General features: G+C 69.1%; 21 protein-coding genes and 1 pseudogene. 16 read left to right on the top strand and 6 right to left on the bottom strand.

Annotated features, from left to right (window positions below; all coding sequences use genetic code 11):
• Window positions 1-16: 16 nt before the first annotated feature.
• The 12 genes from glyA to V8690_RS29600 all read left to right on the top strand — a co-directional run bounded on the left by glyA (window position 17) and on the right by V8690_RS29600 (window position 11,401).
• On the top strand, window positions 17-1,255 hold the full coding sequence (glyA, locus tag V8690_RS29545) for a serine hydroxymethyltransferase (RefSeq protein WP_338783161.1): 1,239 nt from the start codon (window positions 17-19) through the stop codon (window positions 1,253-1,255).
• Between the two features lie 129 nt (window positions 1,256-1,384).
• The gene (locus V8690_RS29550) at window positions 1,385-2,728 is read left to right on the top strand and encodes an MraY family glycosyltransferase (protein WP_338783162.1); all 1,344 of its coding nucleotides are present in this window, start codon (window positions 1,385-1,387) and stop codon (window positions 2,726-2,728) included.
• A 297-nt stretch (window positions 2,729-3,025) separates the two neighbouring features.
• On the top strand, window positions 3,026-3,463 hold the full coding sequence (locus V8690_RS29555) for a hypothetical protein (protein WP_338783163.1): 438 nt from the start codon (window positions 3,026-3,028) through the stop codon (window positions 3,461-3,463).
• 273 nt (window positions 3,464-3,736) lie between these two features.
• Window positions 3,737-4,507: a F0F1 ATP synthase subunit A gene (atpB, locus tag V8690_RS29560; RefSeq protein ID WP_338785502.1), complete on the top strand. Its 771-nt coding sequence runs from the start codon at window positions 3,737-3,739 to the stop codon at window positions 4,505-4,507.
• Window positions 4,508-4,585: 78 nt separating this feature from the next.
• Complete coding sequence (gene atpE / locus V8690_RS29565; protein ID WP_338783164.1) at window positions 4,586-4,822, top strand: ATP synthase F0 subunit C; 237 nt, start codon at window positions 4,586-4,588, stop codon at window positions 4,820-4,822.
• A gap of 41 nt (window positions 4,823-4,863) precedes the next feature.
• Window positions 4,864-5,412 carry a F0F1 ATP synthase subunit B gene (locus V8690_RS29570; protein ID WP_338783166.1) on the top strand — a complete coding sequence of 183 codons (549 nt, stop codon included), beginning with the start codon at window positions 4,864-4,866 and terminating at the stop codon, window positions 5,410-5,412.
• Window positions 5,409-6,224 carry a F0F1 ATP synthase subunit delta gene (locus V8690_RS29575; protein ID WP_338783167.1) on the top strand — a complete coding sequence of 272 codons (816 nt, stop codon included), beginning with the start codon at window positions 5,409-5,411 and terminating at the stop codon, window positions 6,222-6,224. Before V8690_RS29570 ends, V8690_RS29575 begins: the two co-directional genes overlap by 4 nt.
• 124 nt (window positions 6,225-6,348) lie before the next feature.
• On the top strand, window positions 6,349-7,938 hold the full coding sequence (gene atpA, locus V8690_RS29580) for a F0F1 ATP synthase subunit alpha (protein WP_274819618.1): 1,590 nt from the start codon (window positions 6,349-6,351) through the stop codon (window positions 7,936-7,938).
• 21 nt (window positions 7,939-7,959) lie between these two features.
• On the top strand, window positions 7,960-8,877 hold the full coding sequence (locus tag V8690_RS29585; protein WP_338783168.1) for a F0F1 ATP synthase subunit gamma: 918 nt from the start codon (window positions 7,960-7,962) through the stop codon (window positions 8,875-8,877).
• The gene (gene atpD, locus V8690_RS29590) at window positions 8,878-10,314 is read left to right on the top strand and encodes a F0F1 ATP synthase subunit beta (protein ID WP_338783169.1); all 1,437 of its coding nucleotides are present in this window, start codon (window positions 8,878-8,880) and stop codon (window positions 10,312-10,314) included. It begins immediately after the preceding gene.
• Window positions 10,315-10,446: 132 nt separating this feature from the next.
• Window positions 10,447-10,824: a F0F1 ATP synthase subunit epsilon gene (locus tag V8690_RS29595; protein ID WP_053670581.1), complete on the top strand. Its 378-nt coding sequence runs from the start codon at window positions 10,447-10,449 to the stop codon at window positions 10,822-10,824.
• A 130-nt stretch (window positions 10,825-10,954) separates the two neighbouring features.
• Window positions 10,955-11,401 (top strand): DUF2550 domain-containing protein, encoded by a 447-nt coding sequence (locus V8690_RS29600; RefSeq protein ID WP_338783170.1) that lies wholly within the window; start codon window positions 10,955-10,957, stop codon window positions 11,399-11,401.
• Window positions 11,402-11,410: 9 nt separating this feature from the next.
• On the opposite strand, the gene V8690_RS29605 is transcribed toward V8690_RS29600, so the two are convergent.
• From V8690_RS29605 to V8690_RS29615, 3 genes are all read right to left on the bottom strand, one after another.
• On the bottom strand, window positions 11,411-13,234 hold the full coding sequence (locus V8690_RS29605; protein WP_338783171.1) for a glycoside hydrolase family 18 chitinase: 1,824 nt from the start codon (window positions 13,232-13,234) through the stop codon (window positions 11,411-11,413).
• A gap of 122 nt (window positions 13,235-13,356) precedes the next feature.
• Complete coding sequence (locus tag V8690_RS29610) at window positions 13,357-13,998, bottom strand: response regulator transcription factor (protein ID WP_338783172.1); 642 nt, start codon at window positions 13,996-13,998, stop codon at window positions 13,357-13,359.
• Entirely contained in the window at window positions 13,995-15,188 is a 1,194-nt protein-coding gene (locus V8690_RS29615) for a histidine kinase (protein ID WP_338783173.1), read from the bottom strand. The genes V8690_RS29610 and V8690_RS29615 overlap by 4 nt, the downstream gene beginning before the upstream one ends.
• Window positions 15,189-15,340: 152 nt before the next feature.
• Between V8690_RS29615 and V8690_RS29620 the strand changes: the two genes are divergently transcribed.
• Window positions 15,341-15,919 carry a hypothetical protein gene (locus V8690_RS29620; RefSeq protein WP_338783174.1) on the top strand — a complete coding sequence of 193 codons (579 nt, stop codon included), beginning with the start codon at window positions 15,341-15,343 and terminating at the stop codon, window positions 15,917-15,919.
• Entirely contained in the window at window positions 15,916-16,104 is a 189-nt protein-coding gene (locus V8690_RS29625; RefSeq protein WP_338783175.1) for a DUF5708 family protein, read from the top strand. The genes V8690_RS29620 and V8690_RS29625 overlap by 4 nt, the downstream gene beginning before the upstream one ends.
• On the opposite strand, the gene V8690_RS29630 is transcribed toward V8690_RS29625, so the two are convergent.
• A complete protein-coding gene (locus V8690_RS29630) occupies window positions 16,101-16,673 on the bottom strand; it encodes a cob(I)yrinic acid a,c-diamide adenosyltransferase (RefSeq protein WP_338783176.1) in 573 nt (190 codons plus the stop codon). The two genes, V8690_RS29625 and V8690_RS29630, sit on opposite strands and share 4 nt — an antisense overlap.
• Window positions 16,674-16,726: 53 nt before the next feature.
• Here V8690_RS29630 and V8690_RS29635 point away from each other — a divergent pair.
• A pseudogene (locus V8690_RS29635) lies at window positions 16,727-17,059 on the top strand (zinc ribbon domain-containing protein); the annotation flags it as partial.
• Window positions 17,060-17,075: 16 nt separating this feature from the next.
• Here V8690_RS29635 and V8690_RS29640 read toward each other — a convergent pair.
• Window positions 17,076-17,825 (bottom strand): ABC transporter permease, encoded by a 750-nt coding sequence (locus V8690_RS29640; protein WP_338783177.1) that lies wholly within the window; start codon window positions 17,823-17,825, stop codon window positions 17,076-17,078.
• Between the two features lie 17 nt (window positions 17,826-17,842).
• Window positions 17,843-18,625, bottom strand: coding sequence for an ATP-binding cassette domain-containing protein (locus V8690_RS29645; protein ID WP_338783178.1), 783 nt, complete (start codon window positions 18,623-18,625; stop codon window positions 17,843-17,845).
• An 80-nt stretch (window positions 18,626-18,705) separates the two neighbouring features.
• Between V8690_RS29645 and V8690_RS29650 the strand changes: the two genes are divergently transcribed.
• A complete protein-coding gene (locus tag V8690_RS29650) occupies window positions 18,706-19,347 on the top strand; it encodes a TetR/AcrR family transcriptional regulator (RefSeq protein ID WP_338783179.1) in 642 nt (213 codons plus the stop codon).
• The last annotated feature ends 5 nt before the right edge of the window (window positions 19,348-19,352 follow it).

Raw genomic sequence — 19,352 nt, forward strand, 5'->3', positions numbered from 1 at the left:
CCGCCCGGAGCCCACCATGACGGTCACCCCTGCCATCGAGGCCGACCTCCTGCGCCGCCAGGACCCCGAGCTCGCCGACATCCTGCTCGGCGAGCGGGAGCGGCAGGCGACCACGCTTCAGCTGATCGCCGCCGAGAACTTCAGCTCGCCGGCCGTCCTGGCCGCCCTCGGCTCGCCGCTCGCCAACAAGTACGCCGAGGGCTACCCGGGAGCGCGGCACCACGGTGGCTGCGAGATCGTCGACGTCGCCGAACGCCTCGCCGTGGACCGGGCCAGGGCGCTGTTCGGCGCCGAGCACGCCAACGTCCAGTCCCACTCCGGCTCTTCGGCCGTCCTGGCCGCCTACGCCGCCCTGCTGCGCCCCGGCGACACCGTCCTCGCCCTCGGCCTGCCGTACGGCGGCCATCTCACGCACGGCTCGCCGGCCAATTTCTCCGGCCGCTGGTTCGACTTCGTCGGATACGGCGTGGAGGCCGAGTCCGGGCTGATCGACCACGACCAGGTGCGCACCCTGGCCCGCACGCGCCGGCCCAAGGCGATCGTGTGTGGCTCGATCGCCTACCCCCGGCACATCGACTACGCGTTCTTCCGCGAGGTGGCCGACGAGGTGGGCGCGTATCTCGTCGCGGACGCCGCGCATCCCATCGGGCTCGTCGCCGGGGGAGCGGCGCCGAACCCGGTGCCGTACGCGGACATCGTCTGTGCGACCACCCACAAGGTGCTGCGGGGACCGCGCGGTGGCATGATCCTGTGCCGCGCGGAGCTGGCCGAGCGGGTCGACCGGGCCGTGTTCCCCTTCACACAGGGCGGCGCGCAGATGCACACGATCGCCGCCAAGGCGGTCGCGTTCGGGGAGGCGGCAGCACCGGCGTTCGCCGTGTACGCCCATCAGGTGGTCGCCAATGCGAGAGTTCTCGCGGCCCTCCTGGCCGCCGAGGGCCTGGTCGTCACCACGGGCGGCACGGACACCCACCTGATCACCGCCGACCCGGCGCCGCTCGGCGTCGACGGCCGCACCGCCCGGGGCCGTCTCGCCGCCGCCGGCCTGGTCATGGACTGCTGTGCGCTGCCGCACGGCGACGCCCGGGGACTCAGGCTGGGCACGGCCGCCGTCACCACGCAGGGCATGGGCGAGGCGGAGATGACGCGGATCGCGAAGCTGCTCGTGGGGGTGCTCAGGGGCGTGACCGAGACCGCGAGGGCCCGTGAAGAAGTGCGGGAGCTGGCCGGTGGATTTCCGCCGTATCCGGCTTGAGCCGGGGTAAGCGCACCAGGGTGCCCAGCTACTCGTGCAACCATCGTCGCTACCCGGAAGTCCCCACACGTATGCGCGCATCGCTAGGGTGTGGGGCTGTGATGGCCAGCGAGACCTGTGGGGAAGCCCGTGCGTGAATACCTGCTGACGCTCTGCGTCACGGCCGCGGTGACGTATCTGCTGACAGGGCCGGTACGGAAGTTCGCGATCGTGGCCGGAGCGATGCCGGAGATCCGGGCACGTGACGTGCACCGGGAACCCACTCCGCGGCTCGGCGGGATCGCGATGTTCTTCGGGCTGTGCGCCGGCCTGCTGGTCGCCGACCACCTGACCAATCTCAGCCAGGTCTTCGAGACGTCGAACGAACCCCGGGCGCTGCTGTCAGGGGCGGCGGTGATCTGGCTGATCGGCGTGCTGGACGACAAGTTCGAGATCGACGCCCTGATCAAGCTGGGCGGCCAGATGATCGCCGCGGGCGTGATGGTCGTGCAGGGTCTGACGATCCTGTGGCTGCCGATCCCGGGCGTCGGTTCGGTCGCACTCACCCAGTGGCAGGGCACCCTGCTGACGGTCGCGCTGGTCGTCATCACCATCAACGCGGTCAACTTCGTCGACGGCCTGGACGGTCTCGCGGCCGGCATGGTCTGCATCGCGGCCGCCGCGTTCTTCCTCTACGCCTACCGGATCTGGTACTCGTACGGCATCGAGGCCGCCGCCCCCGCCACTCTCTTCTCGGCGATCCTGATGGGCATGTGCCTGGGCTTCCTGCCGCACAACATGCACCCGGCGCGGATCTTCATGGGCGACTCGGGCTCCATGCTGATCGGCCTGGTCCTGGCCGCCGGCGCGATCTCCGTCACGGGGCAGGTCGACCCGGACGCGCTCAACCTGTACGTCGGGTCGGAGAAGGAGGCCGTGCACCAGACGGTCCCCGTCTACATCCCGCTGCTGCTCCCGCTGACGATCATCGCGGTGCCGGCCGCCGACCTGATCCTGGCGATCGTGCGCCGCACCTGGCGCGGCCAGTCGCCGTTCGCCGCCGACCGCGGCCACCTGCACCACCGCCTGCTGGAGATCGGCCACTCGCACAGCCGCGCCGTGCTGATCATGTACTTCTGGTCGGCACTGATCGCCTTCGGGGCGCTCGCCTACTCGGTCAACTCGGCGTCCATGTGGATCGTGCTCGGCATCGTGTTCCTCAGCGCGATCGGCCTGGCCCTGCTCCTGCTGCCGCGCTTCACGCCGCGCGCCCCGCGCTGGATGGAGCGGTTCGTGCCACCGCGCTACCGGCGCCGCGGGGTCCCGGCCCTGGCACCCGAGGCCTCGACGCCGGCGGCCGCCGCCGAGCAGCCGGCGGCGGCCGCGCGTGAGAACCGCGCCCCGGTGGTGTCCGGCGTCTCAGGAGTCAACGGGGCAACGGCCATTGGCGCCCGTTCGCGTCTGACGGACCGGCGTAAGGCCGGGACAAGGTAAGAATCTGACTAGAGCATTGCCAAGTCGTGGGGTTGTGATGGGCGAACGAAGCGCCTCAATACCAGACAAGTCGGCGGTGTTCTCGCTCAGACGCGCATGTTCACTCTCATGTGTGACTGCGCGCACACCTTCAGGTAAAGACTGCATCAAATAGTTTGTGATACGGTTCACGAGAACCCCCGGATAGAGCCGAAGGACCGTAGTGCGACGGTCCATTGGTGTGAGGTCTCCACTCAGCCCGGGACTACGCTCGTCCATGACGACACCCCTGCCCCCTGCGAAAGCGGAGTTGCCGCCATGCCGTCCAATGACGCCCGGATCTTGGCCCAGGCCGCCGTGCCCACGGCTGCCGTCGGTGCTGTTGCCGCCGTCATCAGTGGCGTGGTGGCCGGTGGCAAGGGGGTGATCGGGGCGGTCGTCGCGGCGCTCGTGGTGATCCTGTTCATGGGGATCGGTCTCTACGTTCTCCAGCGCACTGCCAAATCGCTTCCGCACCTCTTCCAGGCGATGGGCCTGATGCTCTACGCAGCGCAGATTCTGCTGCTGTTCGTCTTCATGGCCGCCTTCAAGAACACCACGTTGTTCCACCCCAAGGCCTTCGCTCTCACGCTCGTCGCCGGCACCCTCGCGTGGATCGCCGCGCAGACGCGTGCCCACATGAAAGCCAAGATTCTTTACGTCGAGCCCGAGTCGACGACGGGCGGGAAGCCCGAAAAGTCGGGGCACTCGTCGTGAGGGGTAGGGCCGGGATAAGTAGGCATGAGATCTCCTGCTATCGTCCGGTGCCAACTGCGGCATCGCGGGCGCGGGCATCCGAGCTGACGCCTGCTCTATCGCGAGGCGAGATGCCCCCCAGCCGCCCCCACATCCGTAACACCAGTCCCGTGCCGAACCGCGGCTCTGTGCCGCGCCGACACAACGAGGTTGCCGTACCCATGCGTCACGCCGAAGGAGCCCGCGGTGAGTGCTGACCAGACCCAGCTCGCCTTTGACTGGAGCTGTCGGATCATGTCCGACAACGGGTGTGGTTTTCCGGCTCCGGGCCTGCACTCGTTCCTCTTCAAGCCGATCGCCACGGTTGGAGGGTTCGAGTTCAACAAGGTGATGCTGCTCGCGGTCATCACCACCCTGCTTGTCGTCACCTTCTTCACGCTCGCCTTCGGCAAGGCGAAGGTGGTGCCGGGCAAGCTCCAGATGGTCGGTGAAGCCGGCTACGACTTCGTCCGCCGCGGCATCGTCTACGAGACCCTCGGAAAGAAGGAGGGCGAGAAGTACGTCCCCTTGATGGTCTCGCTGTTCTTCTTCATCTGGATCATGAACATCTGGTCCGTGATCCCGCTGGCGCAGTTCCCGGTGTCGTCGATCATCGCCTACCCGATGGTGCTGGCCGCCATCGTCTACGTGGTGTGGGTCTCGCTGACTTTCAAGCGGCACGGTTTCGTCGGCTTCTTCAAGAACGTCACCGGCTACGACAAGGAACTCGGCCCGGTTCTCCCGCTCGTGATGGTCATCGAGTTCTTCTCGAACCTGCTCGTTCGCCCCTTCACGCACGCGGTCCGACTCTTCGCCAACATGTTCGCCGGCCACCTGATGCTGGTGATGTTCACCGTCGCCTCCTGGTACCTGCTGAACAGCTGGATGATCCCGGCCGCCGGTGTCTCCTTCGTCATGACGATGGTCATGATCCTCTTCGAGCTCTTCGTGCAGGCCGTTCAGGCGTACGTCTTCGTCCTCCTTGCCTGCTCGTACATCCAGGGCGCTCTCGCCAAGCACCACTGAGCCGCGCCGCTCCGCAAGCCCCCAAGAACGTCCGGTGGCCAACCCCCGCCGGTCCATGAAAGAGAAGGAAGATTCAGCATGGCTGCCATGGAGACCCTCGCCGCCCTTGAAGGCAACATCGGTTCCGTCGGCTACGGCCTCGCCGCCATCGGCCCCGGCGTCGGCGTCGGCATCATCTTCGGTAACGGTACCCAGGCCCTCGCCCGTCAGCCCGAAGCCGCCGGCCTGATCCGTGCCAACCAGATCCTCGGCTTCGCCTTCTGTGAGGCGCTCGCCCTCATCGGCATCGTCATGCCGTTCGTTTACAGCGGCTGACGAACGCCGACGAGCCGAACCTTTCGACGAAAGGCACTGATGTGATCGCCAACCTGGTGCAGCTGGCGGCCGAGGAGAAGCAGAACCCGCTCATTCCTCCGGGCCCCGAGCTGCTCGTCGGCACCATCGCCTTCGCCATCGTGTTCTTCTTCTTCTGGAAGAAGCTGCTTCCGAACATCAACAAGGTTCTGGAGGAGCGCCGCGCGGCGATCGAAGGCGGTATCGAAGAGGCCGAGACCATGAAGGTCGAGGCCCAGAGCGTGCTTGAGCAGTACAAGGCACAGCTCGCCGAGGCCCGGCACGAGGCCGCGCGCCTGCGCCAGGAGGCGCAGGAGCAGGGTGCCGCCCTCATCGCCGAGATGCGGGCCGAGGGCCAGCGGCAGCGCGAGGAGATCGTCGCCGCCGGTCACGCCCAGATCGAGGCCGACCGCAAGGCCGCGTCGTCCGCGCTGCGTCAGGACGTCGGCAAGCTCGCCACCGACCTGGCCGGCAAGCTCGTCGGCGAGTCCCTCGAGGACCACGCCCGCCAAAGCCGCGTGATCGACCGGTTCCTCGACGACCTCGAGGAGAAGGCCGAGGCCGGCCGATGAACGGAGCGAGCCGCGAGGCCCTGGCAGCCGCACGTGAGCGTCTCGACGCGCTGACGGACTCCACGTCCGTGGACGCCGGCTCGCTCGCCGACGAGCTGGCCGCCGTCACCGCGCTGCTCGACCGCGAGGTGTCGCTGCGTCGGGTCCTCACCGACCCGGCGCAGGCCGGTGAGGCCAAGGCCGAACTGGCCCAGCGCCTGCTCGGAACCCAGGTCAGCGGCCCGGCCGCCGACCTGGTCGCCGGAATGGTGCGCTCCCGCTGGTCGCAGTCGCGCGACCTGGTGGACGCGCTGGAGACGCTGGCCGACACCGCCGACCTCACCGCGGCGCAGAAGGCGGGCAAGCTCGACGACGTCGAGGACGAGCTGTTCCGCTTCGGGCGGATCGTCTCCGGCAGCACCGAGCTGCGCGCCGCGCTGACCGACCGCAAGGCCACCGCCTCGGCCAAGAGCCGGCTGCTGCGCGGCCTGCTCGGCGGCCGGGCACAGGCGGCCACCGAGCGTCTGGTGACGCGCCTTGTGACCGCGCCGCGGGGACGTAGCCTGGAGTCGGGACTGGAGTCCCTGTCCAAGCTCGCCGCCGAGCGCCGGGACCGCATGGTCGCCACCGTCACCTCGGCGGTACCGCTGAGCGACGCGCAGAAGCAGCGCCTGGGCGCCGCCCTCGCGAAGCTCTACGGCCGCAAGATGCACCTCAACCTGGACGTGGACCCCGAGGTCCTCGGCGGGATCCGGGTGCAGGTCGGCGACGAGGTCATCAACGGCTCCCTCGCGGACCGCATCGAGGACGCCAGCCGCCGGCTCACGAGCTGAGCAGCAACTCAATAGGCAGTACGTACTTACGACGGCCCTGGTTGGGCCGTGCAGAAGAATCCTGGGGGTCGCCCCCAGACCCCCTAAGAAACTTCGGGCCCAACAAGGAGAGCAGGGAACCCAGATGGCGGAGCTCACGATCCGGCCGGAGGAGATCCGGGACGCGCTGGAGAACTTCGTCCAGGCGTACAAGCCGGACGCGGCCTCGCGCGAGGAGGTCGGTACGGTCACCTTTGCCGGCGACGGCATCGCGAAGGTCGAGGGCCTGCCCTCGACCATGGCCAACGAGCTGCTGAAGTTCGAGGACGGCACCCTCGGCCTCGCCCTCAACCTCGAGGAGCGCGAGATCGGTGCCATCGTCCTCGGTGAGTTCAGCGGCATCGAGGAGGGGCAGCCGGTCAGCCGTACCGGCGAGGTCCTGTCCGTCGCGGTCGGCGAGGGTTACCTCGGCCGCGTGGTGGACCCCCTCGGCACCCCGATCGACGGCCTCGGCGAGATCGAGACGGACAGCCGTCGCGCCCTGGAGCTTCAGGCTCCGGGCGTCATGGTCCGCAAGTCGGTGCACGAGCCGATGGAGACGGGCTACAAGGCCGTCGACACCATGACCCCGATCGGCCGTGGCCAGCGTCAGCTGATCATCGGTGACCGCCAGACCGGCAAGACCGCCCTGGCCGTCGACACGATCATCAACCAGCGCGACAACTGGCGCTCGGGCGACCCGAACAAGCAGGTCCGCTGCATCTACGTCGCCATCGGCCAGAAGGGCTCCACCATCGCCGGCGTGCGCGGCGCTCTGGAGGAGGCCGGCGCGCTGGAGTACACGACCATCGTCGCCGCCCCGGCGTCCGACCCGGCCGGCTTCAAGTACCTGGCGCCGTACACCGGTTCGGCCATCGGCCAGCACTGGATGTACCAGGGCAAGCACGTCCTGATCATCTTCGACGACCTGTCGAAGCAGGCCGACGCCTACCGCGCCGTGTCGCTGCTGCTGCGCCGCCCGCCGGGCCGTGAGGCCTACCCGGGTGACGTCTTCTACCTGCACTCCCGCCTGCTGGAGCGCTGCGCCAAGCTCTCCGACGAGATGGGGGCCGGCTCGATGACCGGTCTGCCGATCGTCGAGACGAAGGCCAACGACGTCTCGGCGTTCATCCCGACCAACGTCATCTCCATCACCGACGGCCAGTGCTTCCTGGAGTCGGACCTGTTCAACGCCGGTCAGCGTCCCGCGCTGAACGTCGGTATCTCGGTCTCCCGAGTCGGTGGCTCCGCCCAGCACAAGGCGATCCGCCAGGTCTCCGGCCGTCTGCGTGTGGACCTCGCCCAGTTCCGTGAGCTGGAGGCGTTCGCCGCCTTCGGTTCCGACCTGGACGCCGCGTCCAAGGCGCAGCTGGAGCGTGGTCAGCGCATGGTCGAGCTGCTGAAGCAGCCGCAGTACCAGCCGATGGCCACCGAGGACCAGGTCGTCTCCATCTGGGCCGGCACCACCGGCAAGATGGACGAGGTTCCGGTCGCCGACATCCGCCGCTTCGAGAAGGAGCTGCTGGAGTACCTGCACCGCAAGGAGCAGGGCCTGCTGACCTCCATCCGCGAGGGCGGGAAGATGTCGGACGACACCCTCCAGGCCATGGCCGACGCCATCGCGGAGTTCAAGAAGCAGTTCGAGACCTCCGACGGCAAGCTGCTCGGCGAGGACGCCCCGGCTGCCGGCAAGTGACGTAAGGAAGGGACCTGACTCATGGGAGCCCAGCTCCGGGTCTACAAGCGTCGCATCCGATCCGTCACCGCGACCAAGAAGATCACGAAGGCGATGGAGATGATCGCCGCCTCGCGCGTCGTCAAGGCGCAGCGCAAGGTGGCGGCGTCCACGCCGTACGCGACCGAGCTCACCCGGGCGGTCGCGGCGGTCGCCACCGGATCGAACACCAAGCACCCGCTGACGACTGAGCCGGAGAACTCGACCCGCGCCGCGGTCCTGCTCCTCACGAGCGACCGCGGTCTGGCCGGCGCCTTCAACTCCAACGCCATCAAGGCCGCGGAGAGGCTCACGGCGAAGCTCGAAGGTGAGGGCAAGGAGGTCGTCAGCTACATCGTCGGCCGCCGTGGTCTCGCCCACTACAACTTCCGCGAGCGCAAGGTCGCGGAGTCGTTCACGGGCTTCACCGACGCCCCGTCGTACGCGGACGCCAAGAAGGTCGCGGCCCCGCTGATCGAGGCCATCGAGACGGAGACGGCCGAGGGCGGCGTGGACGAGCTCCACATCGTCTACACCGAATTCGTGTCGATGATGACGCAGACGGCCATCGAGGCCCGGCTGCTGCCGCTCAGCCTCGACGAGGTCGCGCAGGAGGCCAAGCCCAAGGGCGAGATCCTCCCGCTGTTCGACTTCGAGCCCTCGGCGGAGGACGTCCTGGACGCCCTGCTGCCGCGCTACGTGGAGAGCCGGATCTACAACGCGCTGCTCCAGTCGGCCGCCTCCAAGCACGCCGCCACGCGGCGTGCGATGAAGTCGGCCACCGACAACGCCGGAGAGCTCATCGAGACGCTCACCCGGCTTGCCAACCAGGCCCGCCAGGCCGAAATCACCCAGGAAATCAGCGAGATCGTCGGTGGCGCCAGTGCCCTGGCCGACGCGACCGCGGGGAGTGACCGATAAATGACCACCACTGTTGAGACCGCGACGGCTACGGGCCGCGTCGCCCGGGTCATCGGCCCGGTCGTCGACGTGGAGTTCCCCGTCGACGCGATGCCCGAGATCTACAACGCCCTGCACGTCGAGGTCGCCGACCCGGCGCTCGCGGGCGAGAAGAAGACGCTGACCCTGGAGGTCGCCCAGCACCTGGGTGACGGCCTGGTCCGCGCGATCTCCATGCAGCCCACCGACGGCCTGGTCCGCCAGGCCCCGGTGATCGACACCGGCGCGGGCATCTCCGTCCCGGTCGGCGACTTCACCAAGGGCAAGGTGTTCAACACCCTCGGTGAGGTGCTGAACAGCGACGAGACCTTCGAGGGCGAGCGCTGGCCCATCCACCGCAAGGCCCCCGCGTTCGACCAGCTCGAGTCGAAGACCGAGATGTTCGAGACGGGCCTGAAGGTCGTCGACCTTCTCACCCCGTACGTCAAGGGCGGCAAGATCGGTCTGTTCGGTGGTGCCGGTGTCGGCAAGACCGTGCTGATCCAGGAAATGATCATGCGTGTCGCCAACCTCCACGAGGGCGTCTCCGTCTTCGCGGGCGTCGGCGAGCGCACCCGTGAGGGCAACGACCTCATCGCGGAGATGGAAGAGTCCGGCGTTCTGGACAAGACCGCCCTGGTCTTCGGTCAGATGGACGAGCCCCCGGGCACCCGTCTGCGCGTGGCCCTGGCCGGCCTGACGATGGCGGAGTACTTCCGTGACGTCCAGAAGCAGGACGTGCTGTTCTTCATCGACAACATCTTCCGCTTCACCCAGGCCGGTTCCGAGGTGTCGACCCTGCTCGGCCGTATGCCCTCCGCGGTGGGCTACCAGCCGAACCTGGCCGACGAGATGGGTGTCCTCCAGGAGCGCATCACCTCGACCCGTGGTCACTCGATCACCTCGATGCAGGCGATCTACGTCCCCGCGGACGACCTGACCGACCCGGCCCCGGCCACCACCTTCGCCCACCTCGACGCGACGACGGTTCTGTCCCGTCCGATCTCCGAGAAGGGCATCTACCCGGCCGTGGACCCGCTGGACTCCACGTCCCGGATCCTCGACCCGCGGTACATCTCGGCGGACCACTACAACGCCGCGATGCGCGTGAAGAACATCCTGCAGAAGTACAAGGACCTTCAGGACATCATCGCGATCCTCGGTATCGACGAGCTCGGCGAGGAGGACAAGCTCGTCGTCCACCGTGCCCGTCGCGTGGAGCGCTTCCTGTCCCAGAACACCCACGCCGCCAAGCAGTTCACCGGCGTGGACGGTTCGGACGTGCCGCTGGACGAGTCGATCGCCGCGTTCAACGCGATCTGCGACGGCGAGTACGACCACTTCCCGGAGCAGGCGTTCTTCATGTGCGGTGGTCTCGAGGACCTGAAGAAGAACGCGAAGGAGCTGGGCGTCTCCTGAGCCTCGCGCTCGACATAGGAGCCTCGTGCTCATGACGGAGGGGGCGGGCGCGTCCCGCCCCCTCCGTCACGCCTACTAGACTTGTAACCAACACCCGGCACTCCCGCCGGGTGGTGACCCGAGGAGCCACCCTTGGCTGCTGAGCTGCACGTCGCGCTGGTCGCGGCCGACCGTGAGGTCTGGTCCGGCCAGGCCACCCTGGTCGTCGCGCGCACCACGTCCGGCGACATCGGCGTCATGCCCGGTCACCAGCCGCTGCTCGGTGTGCTGGAGTCGGGCCCGGTGACCATCCGTACGAGTGATGGCGGGACGGTCGTCGCCGCGGTCCACGGCGGTTTCATCTCGTTCGCGGACGACAAGCTCTCGCTCCTGGCGGAGGTCGCGGAGCTGTCGGACGAGATCGATGTCCAGCGCGCGGAGCAGGAGCTCGAGCGTGCGAAGGCGGAGGACGACGCGGAGGCCCAGCGCCGCGCGGACGTCCGTCTGCGTGCGGCCACGGCGGCGCGCTGACTCCGCCCGCCGTGTGATGACGTCACTCAGCCGCGGCTGGGTACCGGAGAGATCCGGACCCAGCCGCGGCTGAGGCGGATGTGGGTGTTTTTTACGTTCCGTTACCTAGGAGACGAGGAGGTCGGTGTCGATGGTCCTCGCTCTGACTGTGTGCGGAATTGTCGTGGCTCTCGTGGTGGTGGGACTGTTCGTCTTCGGTCTGCGCCGCCGGCTCATCCAGCGCTCGGGCGGCACCTTCGACGCCAGCCTGCGCTGGGACGCCCCCGAGCAGGGCGACACCAACGGCAAGGGCTGGGCGTACGGGGTGGCCCGGTACAACGGCGACCGCGTCGAGTGGTTCCGTGTCTTCTCGTACTCGCCGCGCCCGCGCCGGATCCTGGAGCGTTCCGCGATCGAGGTGGTCGGCCGCCGGGTCCCGGAGGGCGAGGAGGAGCTGGCGCTGCTCTCCGACCATGTGATCCTCGCCTGTCTGCACCGGGGGACCCGGCTGGAGCTGGCCATGAGCGAGGACGCGCTGACCGGTTTCCTCGCGTGGCTGGAGGCGGCCCCGCCCGGTCAGCGCGTCAACGTTGCCTAGGTCGGTTCGTCAGTCGAGCCCCTTGTCGATGGCGGTCACCAGTTCACCGTTGCCGGTGTCGCCGCTGAACTCCCAGAAGAAGGCGCCGCCCAGGCCCTGGTTCTTTGCCCAGGTCATCTTTCCGGCGATCGTCGAGGGAGTGTCGTACGACCACCAGTTGCTGCCGCAGTGCGCGTACGCGGTGCCCGCGATCGTGCCGGTGGCCGGGCAGGAGTTCTTGAGGACCTTGTAGTCCTCGATGCCCGCCTCGTACGTACCGGGAGCCGCTCCGGTCGCCGTGCCGCCGGGGGCGGACTGGGTGACGCCGGTCCAGCCGCGGCCGTAGAAGCCGATGCCGAGCAGGAGCTTGGCGGACGGGACGCCCTTCGCCTTCAGCTTGGCGATCGCGGCGGCCGAGTTGAAGCCCGCCTGCGGGATCCCGGGATACGAGGTGAGCGGGGAGTGCGGGGCGGTCGGGCCGTCCTTGTCGAAGGCGCCGAAGTAGTCGTACGTCATCACGTTGTACCAGTCGAGGTACCGCGCGGCGCCGCCGTAGTCGGCCGCGTCGATCTTGCCGCCGTCGGAGGCGTCGGCCGTGATCGCGGCGGTGACCAGGTAGCCCGGGCCGAATTCGGCTCGCAGGGCCTTGGACAGGGTGGTGAACGCGGCCGGGCCCGAAGTGTCGCAGGTCAGGCCGCAGGCGTTCGGGTACTCCCAGTCGATGTCGATGCCGTCGAAGACGTCGGCCCAGCGCGGGTCCTCCACGACGGCCTTGCAGGACTTGGCGAAGGCGGCCGCGTTCTGCGCTGCCTGGCCGAAGCCGCCGGAGTAGGTCCAGCCGCCGAACGAGTACAGCACCTTGATGTGCGGGTACTTCGCCTTGAGCTGGCGGAGCTGGTTGAAGTTGCCGCGCAGCGGCTGGTCCCAGGTGTCGGCGGTGCCACTCACGGACTGGTCGGCGGTGTAGGCCTTGTCGTAGGCGGCGTAGGTGTCGTCGACCGTGCACTGGCCGTTCTTGACGTTGCCGAAGGCGTAGTTGATGTGCGTGATCTTCGACGCCGAGCCCGAGGTCACCAGGTTCTTGACGTGGTAGTTGCGGCCGTAGACGCCCCACTCGGTGAAGTAGCCGAGCTTGATCTTGTCGCCGGTGGGCGGGGGCTCCTCGGAGCCGCCGGTGGTGCGGACCTTCACCGCGCCGCTGACCGGGCCGGTCTGGTCGGCGGTGTCGCGGGCCTGGACGGTGTAGGAGTAGTCGGTGCCGGCGGTCAGGCCGGTGTTCGTGTACGACGTGGTCGTCACCGTGGCGACCTTCGTGCCGTCGCGCAGGACGTCGTAGTTCTTGACACCCTTGTCGTCGGTGGCTGCGGACCAGGTCAGCTTCACCGAGGTGTCGGTGATGCCGGAGGCGGTGGGGGTGCCGGGTGCGGAGGGCGGGGCGTCGCCGGGGACGCTGCCGCCGTCGCAGCTGCCGCCGTTGAGCTTGCAGTTCGCGGGGGAGCCGGAGCCGCTGCCGTTGAAGCCGAAGGAGACGGAGGCGCCGGGGGTGAGGGTACCGTTCCAGGACTTGTTCTTCGCGGTCCAGTGGGTGCCGGAGGAGGTGACGTCGGCGTCCCAGGCGGATGTGACGGAGGTGCCGGAGGGGAAGTCCCACTCGACGGTCCAGGAGCTGAGGGTCGTGGTGCCGGTGTTCTTCACCGTCCACGTGCCTTCGAAGCCGGAGCCCCAGTCCTGCGTCTTGGTGTAGCTCGCGGTGGCGGATGTCGCGGCCTGGGCCGGGCTCGCGAGGCCGACGAGAGCGGCCAGCGGGAGCAACAGGGTCGCGAACCCTGCTGTGGCTCTGTGTCTGAAGCGCATGCTGCGCCTCCTCGATGGAGTTGTGGGGGGCGTGACTGAGCCTCACGCCACTCGTGGTGCGGTGAGGATAGGAAGGTCTGGACCACCGGTCAATAGGTCTGGACCACCACGCCGTGGCCGGGTCAGATCCCCAACTCCTGCGCCAGGACGGCCGCTTGCACCCGGCTGCGCAGCTCCAGCTTCCCCAGCAGGCGGCTGACATGCGTCTTCACCGTCGCCTCGGCCATGTCGAGACGTTCGGCGATGCCCGCGTTGGACAGGCCCTCGCCGAGGCAGGACAGCACCTCGCGCTCACGCCGGGTCAGCCGGTCGAGGACGGCCGGGTCGGCCGTCGGCTCCCGTGCCGGCTTCGCCGCGAACTCCTCGATCAGCCGCCGGGTGACCGCCGGGGCGATGAGCCCCTCCCCGCGCGCGACCGTCCGTACGGCCTCCAGCAGCTCCTTCGCCTCGGTGTGCTTCAGCAGGAAGCCGGAAGCGCCCGCCCGCAGCGCTCCGAAGACGTACTCGTCGAGATCGAAGGTGGTCAGCACCAGCACATCGGCGAGCCGTTCCGCCACGACCTGCCGGGTCGCCGACACTCCGTCCAGCCGCGGCATCTGAATGTCCATCAGCACCAGGTCCGGCCGCAGCTCGCGGGCCAGTGCCACCGCCTGCTCGCCGTCCGCCGCCTCGCCGACCACCTCGATGTCGGGCGCGCTGCGCAGGATGAGGACCAGCCCTGCGCGGACGGCGGACTGGTCCTCGGCGACCAGGACGCGGATCATGCGGTGTCTCCTTCGACGGTCTCGTGCACGGGCAGGGTGGCGCGTACGGCCCAGATGTTGCCGTCGGGCGAGTCCTCGGGACCGGCCTCGAAGGTGCCGTCCAGCAGCGCGGCGCGTTCCCGCATGCCGACCAGCCCGGCACCCGAGCCGGGGGCGCCGGGTCCGTCCCGGTCACCGTACGGGCTGGTCACCGCGACGGTCAGCACGCCGTCCCGCTGGGCCAGGGACACGGTGACCTGTCCGGGCCCGGCGTGCTTGAGGGCGTTGGTGAGGGATTCCTGGACGATGCGATAGGCGGCGAGCGCGACGGGCGCGGGGGCCGTGCCGTGAGCGGTGTCCAGCGTGACGTCGAGGCCGTTGGCGCGGGCGCCCTCGACCAGGGCGCCGAGTCCGTCGAGGGTGGGAGCGGCGACAGGCTCGACGTCACCGCTGGAGTCACGGAGGATCCCGATCAGCCGGCGCATCTCCGCGAGCCCCTCGACGCTGTTCTCGCGGATCACGGCCAGGGCGTCCTGGGAGGTCTTCGGGTCGTCCAGGGAGAGCGCGGCCGTGGAGTGGATGGCGATCGCCGACAGGTGGTTGGCGACCATGTCATGCAGTTCGCGGGCCATCCGGGCGCGTTCGGCGGTGACGGCCTGGGTACGGTCCATCTCGGCGAGCAGCGCGGTCTGCTCGGCGCGCAGCCGGGCCGCCTCGGCGGCGTCGCGGTGGTTGCGGACGATCAGGCCGGTGGCGGCGGGCGCGAAGGCCACCAAGCCGACGACCACGCCGAGCAGCAGTGCCTCGGGCTCGCGCCACACCGCGAACGGCACCACGGTCCCGGCCACCGACAGCAGCCCGGTGATCCTGGGGATGCGGTGGGCCGAGGCGGGCGGGCCGTACAGGACGGCCGCGTACATGAGATCGGTGTACATCAGGACCGTGACCAGGTTGCCCTGCGTGACGGTGTCCAGGGCGAGCGTCGCCGTGCCGATCAGCAGGGCGGCGCGCGGGGCGGTCCGGCGCAGCAGCTCGCAGCCGGACATGACGAGCAGCGGCAGCAGGACCGGCCAGCGGCCGGGCAGCAGCACGTACGCCTCGGTGTGCGGACGGGTGGCCAGACCGACGCCCCAGAGCAGCAGCCCGCCGAGCAGGCCGCCGAGCGCGACCCGGACGTCGAAACGGCGTGGGCGGGTCAGTCGTACGGCCATGGCACCATCCAACACGGCCGTCGCGCCGTGTGCGTGGATCCCGCGAAGGGTCCCCCGCTGCATCTTTCGATGTACCGCGGGTTCGTCAGTCGCGACGACGATTCGGGCCGCTGCGCACGGGAGCCTGAAGAGGTGACCGAGAGGAGCGAACCGTGATCGTCGCCTTGATCGCCGCCTGTGAGATCGGCTTCTGGGTGCTGCTGGCGGCCGGGCTGGCCTTCCGCTACCTGCTGCGCATGCCGCGTACGGGGCTGGCGCTGCTGTTGTGCGAGCCGCTGCTGGAGGTCGTCCTGCTGGTCGCCACCGCGCTGGACCTGAAGAACGGCGCCGAGCCGAACTGGACGCACGGGCTGGCCGCGCTGTACATCGGCTACACCGTTGGGCACGGTCACCGCACGGTGAAGTGGCTGGACGGCCACGCGGCCCACCGCTTCGGCGGCGCACCGCCGCCGCTGAAGCCCCCGCGATACGGCATGGCCCGTGCGCGTCACGAGGGCAAGGTCTGGCTGGGCACCCTGACCGGCGCCGCCGTCGCGACCGCGCTGCTCCAGCTCGCCATCTGGTACGTGGACGACCCGAGCCGCGTCACCTCCCTGGAGAGCTGGCGCTACGCGGCCTGGCGGGCGGCCGGCATCCACGGCCTGGTAGCCCTGAGCTATGCGATCTGGCCGCGGAAGGCGCCCGCGGGGGAGTCCGAGGTGACGCGGGAGAAGGAGAAGGCGCATCGATGAGCAAGGCGCGCGGAAACCTGGTGGAAGGTGCCTTCACCTTCGTGATCGGCCTGGGGCTGTTGCTGTTCACCGGTGACGTGGAGTTCCCCGTCTTCACCCTCACGAAGGTCGGCATCGTGATGATGTGCGTCGGCGGCGTGCTGGTCGCCGCCGGGCTGTGGCAGGAGGCCCGCAGTAAGACCTAGCGCTCCCCGCCCGGCACCCACAGCACGTCTCCGACCTCCTTGTTCGCCGTCCTCGCGAGGATGAACAGGAGGTCGGAGAGGCGGTTGAGGTAGGTCGCCGTCAGGGGGTTCATCACCTCGCCGTGCACCTCCAGCGCCGCCCAGGTCGAGCGCTCCGCCCGGCGTACGACCGTGCAGGCCTGGTGGAGCAGGGCCGCGCCCGGGGTGCCGCCGGGGAGGATGAAGGAGCGGAGCTTCTCCAGATACTCGTTGAATCGGTCGCAGTCCGCCTCCAGCTTGTCGATGTAGAACTGCTCGACCCGCAGGGGCGGGAACTCCGGGTTCTCCACCACCGGAGTCGACAGATCCGCACCCACGTCGAACAGGTCGTTCTGTACGCGGGTGAGAACCTTGACGATCTCCTCGTCCAGGCCGCCCAGCGCGATCGCCGTGCCGATCACCGCGTTCGCCTCGTTGGCATCGGCGTACGCGGCGATCCGCAGGTCGGTCTTGGCGACCCGGCTCATGTCGCCGAGGGCGGTCGTGCCCTGGTCGCCGGTCCTGGTGTAGATGCGCGTCAGATTGACCATATGGCCAGCGTAGTTAGCGGCGATCTTGCGGGAAAGTCCCGGCGTTCACGTCGTACAAGGCTGTCAAGCACGGCCGCACCTTCGTCAAGGTGGGCCGTGCTTTCCCGTCCTCCCAGGTCTGCTCGGTTTGCGGGTTCCGGGACGGTCCCAAGGCCCTGCACGTCCGGGAATGGACGTGCGGCGGATGCGGCACCGTGCCCGACCGTGACCACAACGCAGCCCGCAACGTCCTCTTCGAAGGACGCCGAATCGTCGCCGCCGGACGGGCAGAGACGCAAAACGCCTGTGGAGCGCCGGTAGGACGGGCACACGTGCCCGCACAGCGCGGTGAAGCAGGAAGCCCCGGGAAGGGTCAGCCGACCCAGGCCGGACTCCCCGGACTCTAGGCGGCCAGGGAGCACGTCAAGCACCGGCCGTTCGGAACACGCGTGTGCCCACTGTCACGGACAGGGCCGTGAGGCCGACGGCCACCAGGGCGCCGTACAGCATGTGTGCCGTGGCGTAGGAGCCGACGTAGGCGTCCCGGACGGCGTCGACCAGATAGCGGAACGGCATGAGGTGGGAGAGGACATCCAGCCAGGCCGGGCCCAGGGTCATCGGGAGCATCAGCCCGGACAGCAGCATCGACGGCATGGTCAGCGCGTTGATCGCCGGGCCGAAGCTCTGCGGGGTGTCCAGCTTCATCGCCAGCGCGTACGACAGCGCGGCCAGTGAGAGTGAGAGCAGGGCGACGAACGCGAAGCCGATCAGGACGCCGGCCAGCGGTGCCCGCAGGCCCATCGCCACCGCCGCCAGCACCAGCAGCACGGCCTGGAAGACGAACACCGTGGCGTCCCGCAGCACCCGGCCGAGCAGCAGGGCCAGTCGGCTGACAGGGGTGACGCGCATGCGCTCGACCACGCCCTGGCCCTTTTCGATGATGATCGAGAAGCCGGCGAAGGACGCCCCGAACAGACCGAGTTGGAGCAGCAGGCCGGGGACGAGCACCTGCCAGGAGCTGCCGCGCTCGCCGAGCGGCAGGTCGGTGGGCAGCGGGCCGAAGAACAGCAGGTACAGCAGCGGCATCAGCACGCCGAAGAGCAGCGCGAAGCGGGAGCGCAGGGACTGGCGGAGATAGCGCCCGTAGACGAGCGCGGTGTCGTGCGACAGCATCGGGAGTCCTCTGTGTCCTAGACGGCGACGGGAGTCTGGTCGGCCGGTGCGGCGCTGCGGCCGGTGATGGCGAGGAAGGTGTCCTGGAGCGAGGCGTCGGGCGAGCCGCCGTACCGGAGCTTCAGCGCGCTCGGGGTGCCCTCGGCGACGACCACCCCGTGGTCGACGACGACCAGCCGGTCGGAGAGGGCGTCGGCCTCGTCGAGGTAGTGCGTGGTCAGGAAGACGGTCGTGCCGTGCTCGTCGCGCAGCCGGCGCACCAGGTCCCACAGGGCGGCCCGGCTGCCCGGGTCGAGACCGGTGGTCGGCTCGTCGAGGAACAGCACCGTCGGGCGGTGGGTGAGCGCCATCGCGATGTCCAGGCGGCGCCGCTGACCGCCGGAGAGCGCCGCGCACTTGCGGTCGAGCAGTTCGGTGAGGTCCAGGTCGCGGGCCAGCTCCTCGGCGCGCTCGGCGGCCTGCTCCTTCGTCAGCCGGTACAGACGCCCCTGGGTGACCAGCTCCTCCCGCACGCTGATCTGCGGGTCCACCCCGCCGGACTGCGCCACGTAGCCGCAGGCCCGCCGCACCCCGGCCGGGTCGGTCGCCAGGTCGCAGCCCGCGACGGTGGCGGCCCCGCTGGTCGGTTCCAGCAGGGTCGTCAGCATCCGCAGGGTCGTGGTCTTGCCGGCCCCGTTCGGGCCGAGGAAGCCGAGGATCTCTCCCTCTCGGACGGTCAGGTCGATGCCGCGGACGGCCTGGACCGGGCCGCGTTTCGTCTCGAAGGTACGGGCCAGACCGGCCGTGCTGATGATTGCCATGCCCCATAGAAAAACAGAGTCACTGAAATTTTGCAATGACCCCAAATTTTCACCGGGTCCAAGGAAGCTAGGATTCGGACATGGCAGAAGGGCTCAGGGAGCGGAAGAAGCGCGAGACCAGGCAGCGCATCTCGGACATCGCCACGGGGCTGTTCCTGGAGCACGGGTTCGTGACGGTGACGATCGCGGACGTGGCGGAGGCGGCCGACGTCTCCGTGAACACCGTCTACAACTACTTCCCGGCCAAGGAGGACCTCTTCTTCGACCGCTCCCAGGGGGTCGTCGACCGGCTCTCCCGCTGGGTGCGCGGCCGGGACGACGGGGAGTCCGCCGCCCGGGCGGTGCTGCGCGAGCTCCGTGCCGAGATCGAGGCCGTCTCGCCCCGGATGGGCCTCATCGAGGGCTACGACCGTTTCATGCGCTGCATCGACGAGGCGCCGCCGCTGCGTTCGAGGCTGTGGAGCATTCAGCAGGAGGTCCAGGACAACCTGGAGGCGACCCTCCGCGAGGAGACGGGTGCCGAGGACGGCGACCCGCTGCCGAGACTGATCGCCGGTCAGATCTGCTGGGTCCACGGCACCGTCTTCGTCGCGATCGGCCGCGAGATGACCAAGGGGCGCGACCCGGAGGAAGTGTCACGGGAGATGCTCGTCCTCCTCGACGACATCGAGGAGTTGTTGAGCGAGAAGGTGCTCAACTACGCCGTCCGGGGCGCGGGATGACCCCT

Source organism: Streptomyces sp. DG1A-41 (assembly GCF_037055355.1).
In the GTDB taxonomy this organism is placed as follows: Bacteria; Actinomycetota; Actinomycetes; order Streptomycetales; family Streptomycetaceae; genus Streptomyces.